Raw genomic sequence first — 14894 nt, 5'->3', positions numbered from 1 at the left:
AGGTATCGCTAACGCACAAACGTTACGTTTTGTCAGTTCACCGTCACCCAGCGCAGCAAAAAGAAGTTATCCGGGCGCTGCGTCAGCTCGATATTGCTGCGTGTTCCCCAGACCAAGGGCTGCACATACATGGGCACATAGACCTGTTCGTCCTGAATGATCTGCGCGACCTCATCCAGCATGGCCTGCCGTTTATCCGCGTCCAGTTCCGACTGGATCATCGGCAACAGCTCATCCACGCGCGCATTCGAAAAACCGCCGAAATTCCAGCTGCCCAGTTTCTTTTCTTCGTTCGGCGTAGCCACGAGGAACCGCACGGGGTGTTCCGCGTCAAAGGTGCCCGGGCTCCAGCCCAGCAGGTACATGTCGTAATTACCTTCGCGCAGCTCAGGCCAGTAGTTGCGCACCGGCATCGCGTCGAGTTCTGCGGTGATCCCGATCTGCGCCAGCATCGAGACGACAGCCTGGCATACGGCCTCATCATTCAAATACCGGTCATTGGGGCATTTCAGGCCGAAAGAAAAGCCGTCGGCATAGCCGGCCTCGGCCAGCAGGGCCTTGGCGGCCTGGGTATCAAAGGCCGGGCGGTCCGCATTGGCCTGTGAATAGCCGCTCATCGCGGGGCTGACCAGTTGCGAGGCCGGTTCGGCATTGCCGCGCATGATGGTTGCGAGGATTGCGTCAACATTCACAGCCTGCGCCACCGCCTTGCGGACGCGCGGGTCGCGGAACGGGTTTGGTTTGCCCGCATCATCGGTGTATTTCAACGCCTCGGCCTGATGATCAAAGCCCAGCATGATCACGCGGGCCTCAATCCCCTGAATGACTTCAACGTCGGCATCATTCTGCAGACGCGCAACATCCTGAATCGGCACCGGATTGATCATATCCACATCGCCCGACAACAGCGCGGCCACGGCGGTGGCCGGGTTCTGGATCGGGTTGAACTCGGCGCGGGTGATGTTGTGTTCCGCCGCGCCCCACCAGCCCTCATGCGGCTCTAACACAGTGCGAAGACCCGGTTCGCGCGCTGTGACTTTGAACGCGCCGGTGCCATTGGCGTTCACAGTGGCAAAGTTGCCCGTTTCCTTATCCGGTACGGTCGCATCGTTGGCCTCGGTCCAGCCCTGATCCATGATCATCCAATTGGCAATCGAGGACGGAAACAGCGGATTCGGCGCGCTGGTCATGATGTCGACGGTGTATTCATCGACCACAATCACGTCGCTGACCGGCGCAAACCAGCTGCGGGTGTCTGCGGCCTCGCCCGAGGCGCGCTGATAGCTGAACAGAACATCCTGCGCGTCAAAGGCGCTGCCGTCGTGAAAGCTCACACCCTCACGCAGGTTAAACCGCCAACCTTCGCCCTCGCCGATCGGCTCCCAACTGACGGCCAAGGCGGGTTCGACGCTCATGTCCTTGCCGCGCCGCACCAGCCCTTCGTAGACGTTGTTGAGAAATCCAAGTACCGGGGCCGAGTTGACGGCATGCGGATCCATCGTTTGTGGATCGGTGGTCGAAGCCCAGGTGAATTCTTTGGCTGTGGCGGGCAGCGCCAGCATCGTGCTGGCCACAAGAATAGCACGGATCATGATCGCGTCCTCAAAGTGGTTTCGGAAAAAACATGGAAGACAACTCAACACCCCTGTTCGTATCAGAGGCAAACGGGGGCCGATTTTCGGCCCCCGCTACGCTTAGTTCATGGTGAAGTATTTGACCTTGGGCTGGTCTTCGGCATCCACTTCGATGCCCACACCGTCAGCCATACCCCAGTTCAGAACCTGGTGGTGGATCGGGATGTACAGCGCTTCGTCCTGCACCACGCGCCAGATGTCGGCGATGTCGGCATTCCGCGCGTCCAGATCCGTGTTCGAGGCCAGCGACTTGATCTTTGCGTCCAGCGCATCGTCCTGATAGCCGGTGCCATTCCATGTACCGATCTCGTCTTCGCGGCCATGCACCAGGAAGTTGAAGATGTATTCCGAGTCATATGTCGGAACACCCCAGCCCAGCATGTAGAAATCGGTCTTGCCATCGGTGATCAGCGGGAAGTGCTGCGCCTTGGGCTTGGCATCGAGATTCACGGTCACACCGATCTGACCCAGCATGCCGACAGCCGCCTGACAGATTGCCTCATCGTTGATGTAGCGATCATTCGGGCAGTCCAACCGCAGCGAGAAGCCATCGGGATAGCCTGCTTCGGCCATCAGTTCTTTGGCTTTGGCCAGATCAGTTGCGGATTCGCCATCCATGTCAGCGGTCCAGCCATTCACGAAGGGCGGCGCAATCATGCCCGCGGGCTGCGACTGACCACGCATCACGACCTGTTTGATCGCATCACGGTTGATCGCCATCGACATCGCCTGACGCACACGCACATCGGCCAGAGGGTTCTTGCCGTCTACATTGTCCGCTTCGATGTCATCCGAGCCCTGGTTCATACCAAAGAAGATGACGCGGTTCTGCGGCGCTTGCTTGACCATCAGGCCGTCGGCACCATTGACGCGGTCAATGTCCTGCACCGGCATATCCTGAAGGAAGTTCACCTCACCCGACAGCATCGCCGCTACGCGGGTCGCTGCGTTCTGGATGGGGGTATAGATGATCTCGGTCACTTCCATCGGGAACTGGTCGATGCCCCAATAGTCGTCGTTGCGCACCATCACGGTTTTCACGTCAGGCTCGCGGCTTTGCAGTTTATATGGCCCCGTGCCGTTGGCGTTGGTGGTCGCATAGGTGATCTCGCCGCCTTCGAAATCCTGAACGTTGACGGTGTTGTTCGCCTCGGCCCAGCCTTTGTCCAGAATGAACAGGTTGGTCAGGTTCGACGGCAGGATCGGGTTCGGGCCGTCGGTGACCATCTCAACAGTATAGTCATCGATCGCGCGTACTTCGGTGATTGAGCCGATCAGCTCTTTCATGTCCGAGTTCGGCTGCTTGGCGCGCTCAAAGCTGAACACCACGTCCTCGGCGTTGAAATCCGCGCCATCGTGGAATTTCACACCTTCGCGCAGCTTGAAGACCCAGACATTCGGATCATCGGCCTTGGGCCCCCACTCGGTCGCCAATGCAGGCTCAAACGCGCCGGTCACGTCGCGGATGATCAGCGGTTCATACATCTGGTGGCGAATGGTGTGCGACGGACCTTCGTTTTGCGAGTGCGGGTCCAGCGTCAGCGCATCGCCAGCGCGCGCCCAGCGCAGAGTCTCAGCCGAAGCGCCCGTTGCCATCAACGCAGTCGCGCTGGCAGCCAGCATCAGGTTTCTTAGGATCATTTTAGTCTCCCCGGTTATTGTTAGCGCCGCCATTCGGGCGGCAGGCCGCTTGGGCGGCCATGATGTGACAGATCATCCAGATCATTTTGACAGTTGCAACACAAGAATGTGAGATCGTGTGACAACCTTAGGGAAATTCATTCAAATCTGCGGTCTAAGCAGATCAACTCTCACGCAGAATATCTGAACGTTGATGGGCATCCTTCGGGAAAACCCTGCCTGAATGCAGGCATTGAAAGATGTGATGGAACACCAGACCAGCCTCACCCCCTGGCTCTTCGGCTCCGAAATATTTGTGTCCGGTTGGCAGGTCGTAGCGTGTGTTGATGTCATCACAATCGACCTGGAACACATTGCGCGGCGTGCGATCGATATTCTCGGGGCCTGTATGCCCCAAACGGCGTGAAGCGACCTTGTTTTTCAGATTCGCCGCCTTGCTGGCCCGCAGCGCCAGATCATCCGAGGCGAAATAGACCACGACATTACGCGCGGCATGGCTGATCAGCACACCGGGCTCATCCTCGTGCACGGTTTCGTTGACCACATCGGCTGCCACCATGAAGATATTGCGAAACAGCAGCGGCACGCCCGACGCCAGATCGTACCGGTTCCACGCAATCAACGTCTGCCGCAAGACCCGGTTGCCCATCGAATGGGCCAATAGGTTGATCCGTTTCAGACAGGGGGCAGTGTCGGGCTCATTGTCTTCGCTGTTGCGCCATTCCAGAAACCGCTCTAGCACCCGGGCAAAGGAAAACCCGCTTTGGTCCGCTGACTTCTGATCATCCCAGTACTTTTGGACAATGCCCTCTTCGGCATCGCTGGGCCAGATCAGCGGCAAAACCAGCACCTCACCCGGTTTGGCGGCATCGCACAGGCGCTGCAGTTCGGCCGCGTCGTGAAACACGACGTCCGGCAGGTTGTTGAAGCCGTGCAGATACAGCAAAATCTGGCGGCACTGACTGTCACGAACCCGGCGCAACAGCTCTTTGCTGGTGATTTCGGTGTGATTCCCGTCTGCCCCTGTCTCGCAATAAAACACCGAGTTCGACGGCGCGTTATTATTCAGATCAAAGGTAAAACGGCGGCCTTTGCGGGTGCGGATACTTTGGGTTGGAAACCGGTTGGTGATAAAAAGCATAAGAAATCCCTCAGGCGAAAGACTGTTTTGAATGCGATGAGCGTAGCAACCGCGCAACGATCTGTCAGCTTTTGACTGCAAAGGCAGTTGTGCGCCTCAATGCAACTAAACCCAAGGTTGACTAAACGCGTTTCAGGCCCGTATCCACAAAGTGTACGAGCAATAGCACTGCAAAATGGCTGCATCTGAAACGTCGGTTCTTTACCTGTCGCCCTATTTCTGGCCCGAAGATATCGGGTCTGCCCCCTACAGTGTCGATCTTGCGCGCCATTTGTCCAGCGCGGGCTATGCCGTTTCTGCCCTGACCTTCCGCCCGCATTACCCCAGCGCTGAACCCTTTGCAGAATGGTCCAAGGGCGCGCGAGACCATGAGGCACTGGATGACATACGGATTGAACGCGTGCCGGTCAGCCCGCGCGGCTCGGGTGGGTTCAAGGACCGGATCAGGAACGATCTGCGCTTTCTCAGCCGTGCGCTTGGCCGTGCGATCCAGGGAAGCTATCGGCAAACGGACCTGATCATCGCCTATGTGCCCAGCATTCTGACCCTCTACGGGGCCGCAGCCCTGAAACTGCGCAGCGGCGCGCGGATCGTGGCTGTTGTACATGATATTGAAAGCGGTCTTGCGGAATCTCTGGGCCTTTCAGCCCATCCCTTGATCTTTAGGACCATGCGTTTTGCCGAACGTTTGGGTCTGAATTTTGCAGATGAAGTCATCGTGCTGACCCAAGGGATGAAGACTGAGCTTGAGCGGATCGGCTGCACAAAACCTGTGACCGTATTACCGATCTGGTCCAAGGTCGCCGCGCAGGTCCCGATTGATCCGACGGGTCCACCGCGGGTGATGTATTCGGGCAATTTCGGCAAGAAACAGAACCTCGATCAGCTTCTGCCGCTGTTGGCTCATCTGTCCGACACCACACCCGAGGTCGAGATCATTCTGCAAGGCAACGGGTCCGAGCGAGCAAGGTTTGAGGACGAGATCCGCCACCGGCGCATAGAAAGCGCCCGTTTTCTGGATCTCGCACCAGCCAAGCAGTTTATCCAATCCCTACAGAGCGCCAATGTACATCTGGTGCCCCAAGCGCTGAACGTGGCGAACTATGCGCTGCCCTCAAAGCTGTTTTCGATCATGTCCGCCGGGCGACCGTTTGTCTGCATCGCCGAACCGGGCAGCCCCCTGGACCAACTGGCCCAATCCTCGGGCGCGGGTCTCTGTGTTCATCCCGGGGATGAGTCCGGCCTGTGTCAGACGGTGTCTGATCTGCTTGCCGACCCGGTTCGACAACAACAGATGGGCGATGCCGGTCGCTTGTTTGTACAGCAAAACATGAATCGCGATACGATTCTGGAAGCATACCGCTCGGTTTTTCAGCGCGTGTTTAGCGCCAGACCACAGGGTTAATTCGCGCTGTGGTTGTTCGCGTTAACCATTTATTCAGATTTCTGGCATTTCCCTCAACACAGGACAATGAACACAACAGCTAGCATGATCGCTTTGGATGCACGGGCCGCCGCCCGCTTTGACGCGCGGATGCGCATGGTGCTTTGGATTGGCCTGATCCTCAGCGTGCTGCTATTTGCATTTCAGCTGGCCCTTCAACCCGAACTCAGCCTGTTGATTCATTTGTGCTGCGCCTTGATCGCAACCGCCATGGTGGCTTTGCACAAGGACGGATGGCGCGCGTTTTTCTACTCGTCCCCCTATTGGACTTTCAGCTTTATGCTGATGATGAATGCTTCGGTGCGGCTGGTATCCATAGATTTCAATATCCTGGGCCCGGACCGGGCGGCGATGATTGTGCTGGTGTCCCAAAGTGCTGTGGCCCTGATCGGCCTGCTGGACGCGCTTGTGCCCAACAGATCACGACAGGCAACCATTGCTGCGGCCCGGCGCACAAACAGCCTGTTCTATGTCTTCCTGATCAGCTCGGTTTGCGTCCTGGTGCTGCGCTATACGGGGGGTATATCCGCGATTGTCGCCACCAGCTTTTTCTACCTGCTGCCCATTCTTGTGGCGCTCAGCTTTCTTCGGACCGGAGCACGGGCGCTTGACCCTTGTTTTCTGGGGCTTTTCGGGGCCTATAGCGTTCTGGCAGTGATCGACAACAGCCGGACTGATCTGTTGTCCTTTGTCCTGCTGGGCCTCGTCCTACTGATGATTTTTGGCCGTCGTTTCCTCACCTGGCAGCGCGTGGTCCTGGCCTATTTTCTGGTGCGGTTTCTGACGGTTTTCTCGGCGGTCTCTATTGCGGTGCGCCCGCTGCGCGAAACGCCAGACCTGATGATACGCGAGGCTCTTGCCCGCCTGTTTTCCACCGAGACACTGATCACGCTGATCAACCCGTTCCACACGCACAGCGCCTCTTTCGTCTATGCCGAGCGTCAAACCGGCGTCAGCCTGTTCCGGTCGTATTTCTTTGGCGGCGGCGACACGTCGATATTTGATCGCCTGACCTTGTTGCCACAAATGGACATCGTCACCGGCCGTATCGTTGTGCCAACGGGCTTGGATTTCGCCAAACTGTGGCAGACCACCATACCCAGCGCGCTGCCGAATTTCGGGCAGCAGAAGATCACCATGCTGGGCGATGAACTGGTCTGGGAGCTGGCCCTGCGATCCCGCGAAAGCGTCGGCCGCCCCATGATCACCTCACAGGCCGAGGCGTGGGCGCTTGGTGGCTATTGGGGCGTATTCCTCATTTCCACCTTTGTATTCGCGTGCTGGGCTGTGACCTACCGCCTGATGCTGCGCTATTTCGGCCTGCGGACCGTGGTGCAGGCGTTCAACGCCCTATTGGTCGGCTATGGAATTCTGACCACAACCATTCTGGGGCAAACGCTGACCATGTTGCGGGCCCCCCTGCAGGTTTTGGCCCTGTGCCTGCTGGTCGGTCTGAGCCTGCGGCTTTTGACGATGTGCGCCCCGACCCCTGCACTCCGACCCGCCACGGGGCACCCGGAATGAGGCTGCTTTACGTTGGATCGAAATCCGGAACCTCGTTACAGCGGGCTGAGGCCGCAAGGCGGCTGGGGCATGAGGTTGTGCATATCGCCCCGGACCGCGCACTGCCAAAACACTGGCGGCTTTGGCTCAATCGTCAGGGTGGATTTGGCATCGATCATCTTGTGTCACGGACCTTGAAACAAGACATCAACGGCGCGTCATTCGATCATGTCCATGTTGACGGTGGCGAAGTGATCGGCCCCAAAAGCATGACTCTGTTAAAGGGTTTTGCCCCTTCAATCAGTCACTATACCGGGGATAATCCCTATGCCACGCCCACGCCCGAGCGGAAACGCTGGGCCCTTTTTCAGCAGGTTCTGGAACAATACGACCTTACAGTGACCGTCGAACGGGACAGTCAGGAAGACGCCATGCGGGCCAAAGGCGCACGCAATCCGCGCGCCGTTCTGCAATGCGCCGATGAGGTTGTGCACAGACCGTTCGACACCCCCTTGGATCCGCAGTGGCAGTCGGACGTTGCCTTTGTCGGAACCTGGATGCCGGGCCGCGAGGCTTTCATGCAAACACTGATCGAGGCCGGGTTGGATCTGGCGATCTATGGGCCGCGCTGGCACAAGGCTGTAAATCACGCGGTGCTCAAACCCCATATTCGCAGCAGCTATCTGGAAGGGCGCGATTATGCCTCAGCCATCGCAGGTGCCCGGATTGCGCTGGTTATTCTGAACACCAACAACTGCGATACGCACACCAACCGCAGTATCGAGATCCCCGCCATTGGTACAGCGATGTGTGCGATCCGGACCCCAACCCATGAACGCCTGTACGACGAATCCCGCGAGGCCCTGTTTTTTGACACCGCCGAGGATTGCGCGGAACAGTGCAAACGCCTGCTGGCCGAGCCTGACCGCCTGCGGGATGTTGCCCGCGCCGGACAAGCCCGCGCCCGGGCAAACGGCACGTTCAACGAGCCCCTCATGTCCAGCATTCTGGAACATGCGAAAGGCACGCAAGTATGAGTGCGCCCGAGAAAATCGTCTTCCTGGGGCTTGAGACCTACAGCTTGCTTGGCGGGCTGCAGCAGTTCAATCGCCGCTTTGTCAAAGCGCTGGCCAATCGGGCGGGGGAAACAGGTGGGGCGCGTCCGCAGATTATACTACGGCGGGATCAGGTATCGGACATGCCCACGGACATAGCCGCTGACTTCCATCCCTGTGACAGCTCTGCCCCGAGGATGTTTCGCGCGGCGGTGACGGCCGCGCGGGGGGCCGATATTCTGATTGCGGGCCACGTCAATCTCCTGCCGGTGCTAAGCGCATGTTCCATGGTTGCACCCCGGGCACGCCGAGTCCTGGTCGCTCACGGGGATGAGGTTTGGGGCGACCCCGTTTATCGCGCGCGGCAGCCGCTGGACGCAGCGATGATGCGGCGTCTGGATCGGGTTATCTCGGTCTCGCAATTCACAGCCGACCGGATGGCGCAGGCGTTTGGGCTGTCGCCTCAGATGTTCAGCGTCTTCCGCAATGCGGTGGATGATTTGCCGCTGCCTGATCCGTCCAATGACGGGCCTCCGAACATCCTGTGCGTGGCCCGATTGGCTGCACATGATCACGGCAAGAACGTTGACAAACTGTTGCGGGCCTTCGCCCTGCTGAAACAACGGCAGGTGGATGCGACCCTGACGATCGTGGGTGATGGTGTCATTCGCCCTGTATTAGAGACGTTTTCAAAGGATCTCGACCTTTCCACCAGCGTTCGGTTTACTGGCCGAATTTCGGATGCAGCCCTTGCCGCCGCCTATGGGCAAGCCAGCGTATTCTGCCTGCCTTCGGAAAAAGAGGGGTTCGGAATTGTGTATCTCGAAGCGTGGTTGCGGGGCCTGCCGGTGATCTGCGGGGACCGGGATGCGGCGCAGGAAATCGTTTCGGACGGGAGGGACGGCTATGTCGTCGACCCGTCAGACACGCAGGCTTTTGCCGACCGGCTGGAAACCCTTCTGAGCGACCGGATACTGGCGCGGCAAATGGGGGCAGAGGGCCGCCGAAAGGTCAAAACACAGTATCTAATGGCGCATTACGAACAGCAATTGCAGAGCATCCTGAATGCGGTGGCCGCATGAGAGTGCTGCGCGTGATCCCGACCGTTGATCCGGCCTATGGCGGCCCGGTGCACGGCATGAATGCGAGCTCGGCAGAAATGGCCCGCGCGGGCTGGCAGAACGAAACCGTCACACTCGATACACCACAGGCGCCGTGGCTGGCACAAAGCCCGGTTCCGGCCACCGGAGTGGGGCCAGGTGTCAGTTCGGTCGGCTATACCCAAAAGCTGGCCCGCTGGATTGCAAATAATGCGCATCGTTTCGACGTGGCCGTGATTCATGGCGTCTGGCACTGGGCCTCGGTCGGTGGCGGGCGCGGCTGCCGCAGGGCCGGGTTGCCCTATGTTGTCTATACGCACGGTATGCTGGACCCGTACTTTCGGCAGGTGAAACCGGTCAAACACTGGGTCAAACAGGCGTTTTGGGCCGCGCAAGGCCCCGTTTTGCATCATGCCCACCGCGTTCTTTTCACCGCAAGACAAGAGGCTGACGCTGCACGCGGCGGGTTCATCGGCCCGCCCTACACCGAAGCGGTTGTCGCTTATGGCGCGAGCGCACCGCCAACGTCGGACTCTGCGGCAAGAATTGGCGCGTTTCGGAAAAAACTGAACCTGACAGCGGATCAACGGTACATCCTGTTCCTCAGCCGGCTTCATCCAAAGAAAGGGGCCAATCTGTTGATCCGGGGGTTTGGACAGGCCGCTGTGGACGATCCAACGTTGCAACTAGTGATCGCAGGGCCGGATCCGGGAAACATGGTGCCGGGCCTGCGCGATCTGGCACGCGTTACCGGGATCGAAGGCCGCGTGCATTTCCCCGGGCCGCTGTCAGGCGACCAGAAATGGGCCGCGCTTGAGGGGGCCGAGGCGCTGACCCTGATCACCCATCAAGAAAACTTCGGCGTGGTTCTGGCCGAGGCGCTGGCGTGTGGAACGCCGGTTATCACAACGCGGCAAACAAATATCCATGCCGAGCTTTCGGACACGGGCGCAGCCATCATTTGCGACAACACAAGCGCCGGTGCGGGCCGGGCGATTGCAGAGTTTCTTGCCCTATCCGCCCCTGAACGCGCGGACATGAAACGTGCAGCGCGCACCGGATATGAACAGCGATTTACCACGCATGCGGCGGCGCAGGATCTAATGGGCGTGCTGCAAGACGCAAAAAGGTGCGCGCAGTGACACGGCCTTTGGACGCGCAGCACAGTTCACCGGTGACAGGCGGCCCGAATTTCAGTGCGCGACACCGGCTTTTGCGGCTAATCTGGGGGCTTTGGTGGTACCTGCTCTGTCGGTGGACGCCGCCACCCCTGCATTTCTGGCGCATTTGGTCGTTGCGCCTGTTTGGGGCAGATGTTCATTCCACAGCGCGCGTCTATGGCTCAGCCCGTATCTGGTACCCGCCCAACCTGACGCTTGAACGATATACTGTTCTGGGCCGCCGGGCGAATTGCTACTGCATGGACCGGATCGTGATCGAGGAATTCGCCACAATCTCGCAGGATGCAGAACTGTGCGGAGGAAGTCATGACATAGATGACCTCCACGACCAGTTGATCACGCGCCCCATCCGCGTCGGGCGGCAGGCCTGGGTGGCCGCCGGTGCCTTTGTCGGGCCGGGCGTCGAGCTGGGCGAGGGGGCCGTTCTTGGTGCGCGCGGCGTTGCGATGACCTCATTGCAGCCCTGGGGCGTTTACGCCGGAAATCGTGCGCAGTTCATTCGCACGCGCGCGAAATTTGATCGGTCGGACTTGGTGGGGAATTAGATCGGTTTCATTGTCCGGTAGGCCACGGGTTTCATTGTTTGTTCCACGCCTGTTGCCGGGCCACCGTGCGCTCACCTAAGCAAAAACAAACGTTCGGGCGAAATTTTTGTCGCTGACGAAATCGGGCCTGAGACAGCGCGCCACAGGACAGGCTTTGTGGTCGACCCTGCGGGCCTGTGACCACCTGATCCCGTTACGAACACATCCCGGGGCCGCCAGAGGTTGGCCCTATTCATTCAACATCACGGAGATCTGGCATGATCAGTTCTGGCATTTCCATCCCCAGCTTGTCTGTCCGCAGGCGCAGCGCGGGTTTGCTGGCCTTCAACCCGCTGGCGCTGTTTGACCTGACGGACAGGTCCAGCCTTTCGCAGGATCTGGCAGGCAACGTCCCGGTCAACGACGTGCAGCAGGACGTTGGCCATGTGAAGGATACAAGCGGCAACGGGCATCACCTGTCCGCACCCAGTGACAGCGCACGGGGGTTTTATGTGACGGGCTATCCCAATACCCTGTCCGTTGGCACCTCGTCCGCCCCATCGGCACCTTATGACGGTTTGACGCAAAGCCACCTGATTCAGGATGGCGCAGAAGACGCCGATCTGCGGGGCGGATGGTTCCATGATTCCAACTATTTCGGCCTGATGGGCCGACAGTTCCCATCTGCCACCCGCAACAGCGGCAACATCCCGGCGGCAAATGGGCATAGCGTGTCGTGGAAGGCCTCATTTATCGTGGATCGCGACTTTGCGATCCGCATTGACGGCGGCGACAACCTGCTGGACCGGTATCGTGTGACAATCAATGGCGTGGCACATAAACCCGTCAATCACGCAGGCGTCGGACCCGGACGGCGCTGGTGGGCCTTCAAACTGCCGGCAAAAGCTAACCGCGTTGTCGTCGAAGGGTTCGGCGATGCCCGCTGGTTTGGGTTCAAGACCCGACCGGGCGCATCCGTCAGCGCCAGCGCCCCGGGGTGGCGGACCATCGTATTTGGCGACAGCTTTACCGCAGCCGCGGGCGCCAGTGCGCCCTGGAACGGGTGGGTCAACCTGCTGCGCCCGCACGAAGAGTTCAGCTCCGTCGCTAGCGGAAATGGCGGCACCGGCTATGTCAACGACAGTTCGGGCGCCGAGCGAACACTGGCCGACCGCATCGTAGATGACTTCAACCGTATTTCGGCAGCCTCCGGCGCGCCGGACGAGGTGGTCATCGCCCTTGGACTGAACGATGTCGGCCAAACCGGGGTCGAGGCGGGCGCCAATGCTGCGTTCAACGCCTTGCGCAGTGTCTATTCCGGGCCGGTTTGGGTGATCGGCCCATGGGACCACCACGCCCCCAACACCCCACCCGCTGCCTGGAGCCAGACGCGCGACAGCATCCTGTCTGCCACACAGGCCCGGCCCGGGTTCACCTTTGTGGATATGGAGGGGTTTGCCTTTACCAAGGCCGATTCAACCCACCCGGACGATGCCGGGCACAAGGCAATTGCCGAACACCTTTTGCCGCGCCTTGCAGATACAGACGCGATCCCGGTCGTTCCGCAGATCTCAAACAGCAAAGGGCGCGTCATGGGCAATGGCAGCGCGCTCTTTCAGGCTGCAACCCGGTTTGGGCTGGGCGAAAACCCCGGGCTTACTGTTGTTGCCGCCCTAACCACCGGCCCGGCCCTGTCTGCGTTGGAAAGGATCTGGCAACTGGGCGATGTTGGCGCAGGCAGTCTGTCGGGGGGCGTGGACGCCGATGGCATTGTCTGGAACCATTCCGACGGCGGCAGCCGGTTTGGGACGATCAGCGATGGCAGCAATGCGGTCATCGCGTGGCGCAGGCCTGCCGGTGGCAGCTATGGCGACAGCGACGTGTTTTTGAACGGGGCCGCGCAACCCCGGACCATGATCGACAACCCGGCTTTGCTTCCGGCGGACACAACGCCGCTTTTTCACCTGTTTGGTGGGGTTGGCGGGCTGGAGCCCTTCGCCGGAGAGATTGCCGCATTGGGCATCTTTGATGCGCTCTCAGACACGGACCTGACCGCCGTCATGACTCAGTTTGCGGGTCGTTTCTTGCCTACCGTATCGAACTGAATAGACTCTAATTAGGGGTCAATTCGACTGAGTCAAAAAAGCATCAGTCTTCAAAACTCAACCATTGCCCGGCCCCCAAAGCCGGGCATTTTGTGTTTTGATCTGGCCCATATCACAATGACATGTAACGTGACGGCGTTCTTGCCGAATACGTCAAAAGCCGGACCCCATGCAAAGAAACGCCAAGGAGTTTTTCGCCAATAGCGGCGCGCAGGTTTATGCCCGCGGTGTGACGGTAGGCACACAATTACTGTTGATGCCCATAATGATCTCGACCTGGGGGCTAGAGGTTTACGGCGGCTGGCTGGCGATTGATTCTTTGCGGTCCGTGTTCTCGCTGGCTGATCTGGGGCTGGCGCAGATCGCCGCGAATGAAATGACGCAATTGACGGCGGCAAAACGCACAGGCCGGGCGCGGGTCGTCAATGCCTCGGCCTGGGTAATGCTGATCGGAGTCTGCGTTCTGTTGCTGGCGCTGGGTACGGCGGCAAGCATGCTACCACTTGCCGATTTCCTCAGAATCTCGCAATTCGCCGATCAGGTCCCGCTGACCTTTTTCCTGCTGACCATGGTGGCCGCCGGTTCGATCCTGTTCGGGGCTGTGGGCGCAGGGTTGCGGGCCAGCGGGCTCTATTGGCTGATGGTCGCTACCACCGCAACCTATCAGCTTGGCGTCGCAATCGCCCTTGCCTTCTGGGGACTGGCCGGAGGAGGGTATCTTGCCGTCGCGGTCACGATTGTTGCGCTTCAGATCACCCTGTTTTCGGTCGCGACCACGATACTCTGGGTCAAGCACCCCTGGACCCGCCCGAATGTGCGCCTGATCTCTTTCACCAAGATTCGCAACATGCTTGGGCCGTCGCTGTCCTACATGCTGTACACGATCACCAATCTGGTCACGATTCAGGGTGTGAATATTCTGGTTTCAAGCCAGCTTGGGCCGGACAAGGTCACGATCCTCTCAGCGATCCGCACCCTGACGCGGGTTGGCCGTATGTGCGCCGCCATTTTCATCTATGCGCTTGAGCCGATTTTCGCGCGCCTCAGCGGCGAACAGGACCGGCAGACCGGCGCACGGATATTCAGGTTGATGGTCTGGTCCGGGATTTGCGGATCGGGGCTTTATTGGGTTGGCATGATCACACTAGGGCCCGGTTTTCTGGCGTGGTGGACGCGTGGAGCCGTCGCAGGCTGGACCCCGCTGCTGTATCTGATGACCACGGCCATCGCGGTTGAGATCGTGTGGTTCACCCTGCAGACCCCTTATGTGTCCACAAACCGCCATTCCCTGCTGGCCATCTGGGTCGCTACCGCCGGTGTTCTCAGCACATTTGCGACAGGGTTTTTACTGGCCCCTTTCGGATTGATCTCGGCGGGTGCAGCGCTGCTGGCGATGCACCTCTTCATTCTGGCCACGACACTTCGGGTTATGCGACGCCACCCGCCATTTGGGTGACGAGGCGCCTTACCCTTTAGCGCCTTGTCCTCTTGCGTAGATGTCTTCGTATCTGACGATGTCGTCTTCACCCAGATAGGTGCCGGTCTGGACCTCGATCAGGACCATGG

General features: G+C 59.4%; 12 protein-coding genes. 8 read left to right on the top strand and 4 right to left on the bottom strand.

Going from position 1 to position 14894, the window contains the following annotated elements:
• Window positions 1-32: 32 nt before the first annotated feature.
• From ACRZ94_RS19645 to ACRZ94_RS19635, 3 genes are all read right to left on the bottom strand, one after another.
• Window positions 33-1592 (bottom strand): ABC transporter substrate-binding protein, encoded by a 1560-nt coding sequence (locus ACRZ94_RS19645; RefSeq protein WP_480798131.1) that lies wholly within the window; start codon window positions 1590-1592, stop codon window positions 33-35.
• Window positions 1593-1694: 102 nt separating this feature from the next.
• Window positions 1695-3275: an ABC transporter substrate-binding protein gene (locus ACRZ94_RS19640; protein WP_480656653.1), complete on the bottom strand. Its 1581-nt coding sequence runs from the start codon at window positions 3273-3275 to the stop codon at window positions 1695-1697.
• Between the two features lie 163 nt (window positions 3276-3438).
• Window positions 3439-4416 (bottom strand): alpha/beta hydrolase, encoded by a 978-nt coding sequence (locus tag ACRZ94_RS19635; protein WP_480656655.1) that lies wholly within the window; start codon window positions 4414-4416, stop codon window positions 3439-3441.
• 175 nt (window positions 4417-4591) lie between these two features.
• Here ACRZ94_RS19635 and ACRZ94_RS19630 point away from each other — a divergent pair, with 175 nt between their 5' ends.
• The 8 genes from ACRZ94_RS19630 to ACRZ94_RS19595 all read left to right on the top strand — a co-directional run bounded on the left by ACRZ94_RS19630 (window position 4592) and on the right by ACRZ94_RS19595 (window position 14784).
• Window positions 4592-5821 (top strand): glycosyltransferase family 4 protein, encoded by a 1230-nt coding sequence (locus ACRZ94_RS19630; protein ID WP_480656657.1) that lies wholly within the window; start codon window positions 4592-4594, stop codon window positions 5819-5821.
• 66 nt (window positions 5822-5887) lie between these two features.
• Window positions 5888-7384 (top strand): hypothetical protein, encoded by a 1497-nt coding sequence (locus ACRZ94_RS19625; protein ID WP_480798130.1) that lies wholly within the window; start codon window positions 5888-5890, stop codon window positions 7382-7384.
• Window positions 7381-8400 (top strand): CgeB family protein, encoded by a 1020-nt coding sequence (locus tag ACRZ94_RS19620; protein ID WP_480798129.1) that lies wholly within the window; start codon window positions 7381-7383, stop codon window positions 8398-8400. The genes ACRZ94_RS19625 and ACRZ94_RS19620 overlap by 4 nt, the downstream gene beginning before the upstream one ends.
• A complete protein-coding gene (locus ACRZ94_RS19615; protein WP_480798128.1) occupies window positions 8397-9500 on the top strand; it encodes a glycosyltransferase family 4 protein in 1104 nt (367 codons plus the stop codon). Before ACRZ94_RS19620 ends, ACRZ94_RS19615 begins: the two co-directional genes overlap by 4 nt.
• The gene (locus ACRZ94_RS19610) at window positions 9497-10660 is read left to right on the top strand and encodes a glycosyltransferase (RefSeq protein WP_480656665.1); all 1164 of its coding nucleotides are present in this window, start codon (window positions 9497-9499) and stop codon (window positions 10658-10660) included. Before ACRZ94_RS19615 ends, ACRZ94_RS19610 begins: the two co-directional genes overlap by 4 nt.
• Window positions 10657-11244, top strand: coding sequence for an LbetaH domain-containing protein (locus ACRZ94_RS19605; protein ID WP_480656667.1), 588 nt, complete (start codon window positions 10657-10659; stop codon window positions 11242-11244). Before ACRZ94_RS19610 ends, ACRZ94_RS19605 begins: the two co-directional genes overlap by 4 nt.
• A 257-nt stretch (window positions 11245-11501) precedes the next feature.
• Window positions 11502-13328 carry an SGNH/GDSL hydrolase family protein gene (locus ACRZ94_RS19600; RefSeq protein WP_480798127.1) on the top strand — a complete coding sequence of 609 codons (1827 nt, stop codon included), beginning with the start codon at window positions 11502-11504 and terminating at the stop codon, window positions 13326-13328.
• A gap of 169 nt (window positions 13329-13497) precedes the next feature.
• The gene (locus tag ACRZ94_RS19595; protein WP_480656671.1) at window positions 13498-14784 is read left to right on the top strand and encodes a lipopolysaccharide biosynthesis protein; all 1287 of its coding nucleotides are present in this window, start codon (window positions 13498-13500) and stop codon (window positions 14782-14784) included.
• Window positions 14785-14793: 9 nt separating this feature from the next.
• On the opposite strand, the gene ACRZ94_RS19590 is transcribed toward ACRZ94_RS19595, so the two are convergent.
• A partial coding sequence (locus tag ACRZ94_RS19590; RefSeq protein WP_480655235.1) for a hypothetical protein occupies window positions 14794-14894 on the bottom strand: 101 nt, incomplete at its 5' end.

The organism is Ruegeria sp. CH10 (assembly GCF_056537125.1).
Note: the sequence above shows the minus strand (reverse complement) of the source record. Positions and strands in the feature narration are given on the sequence as shown.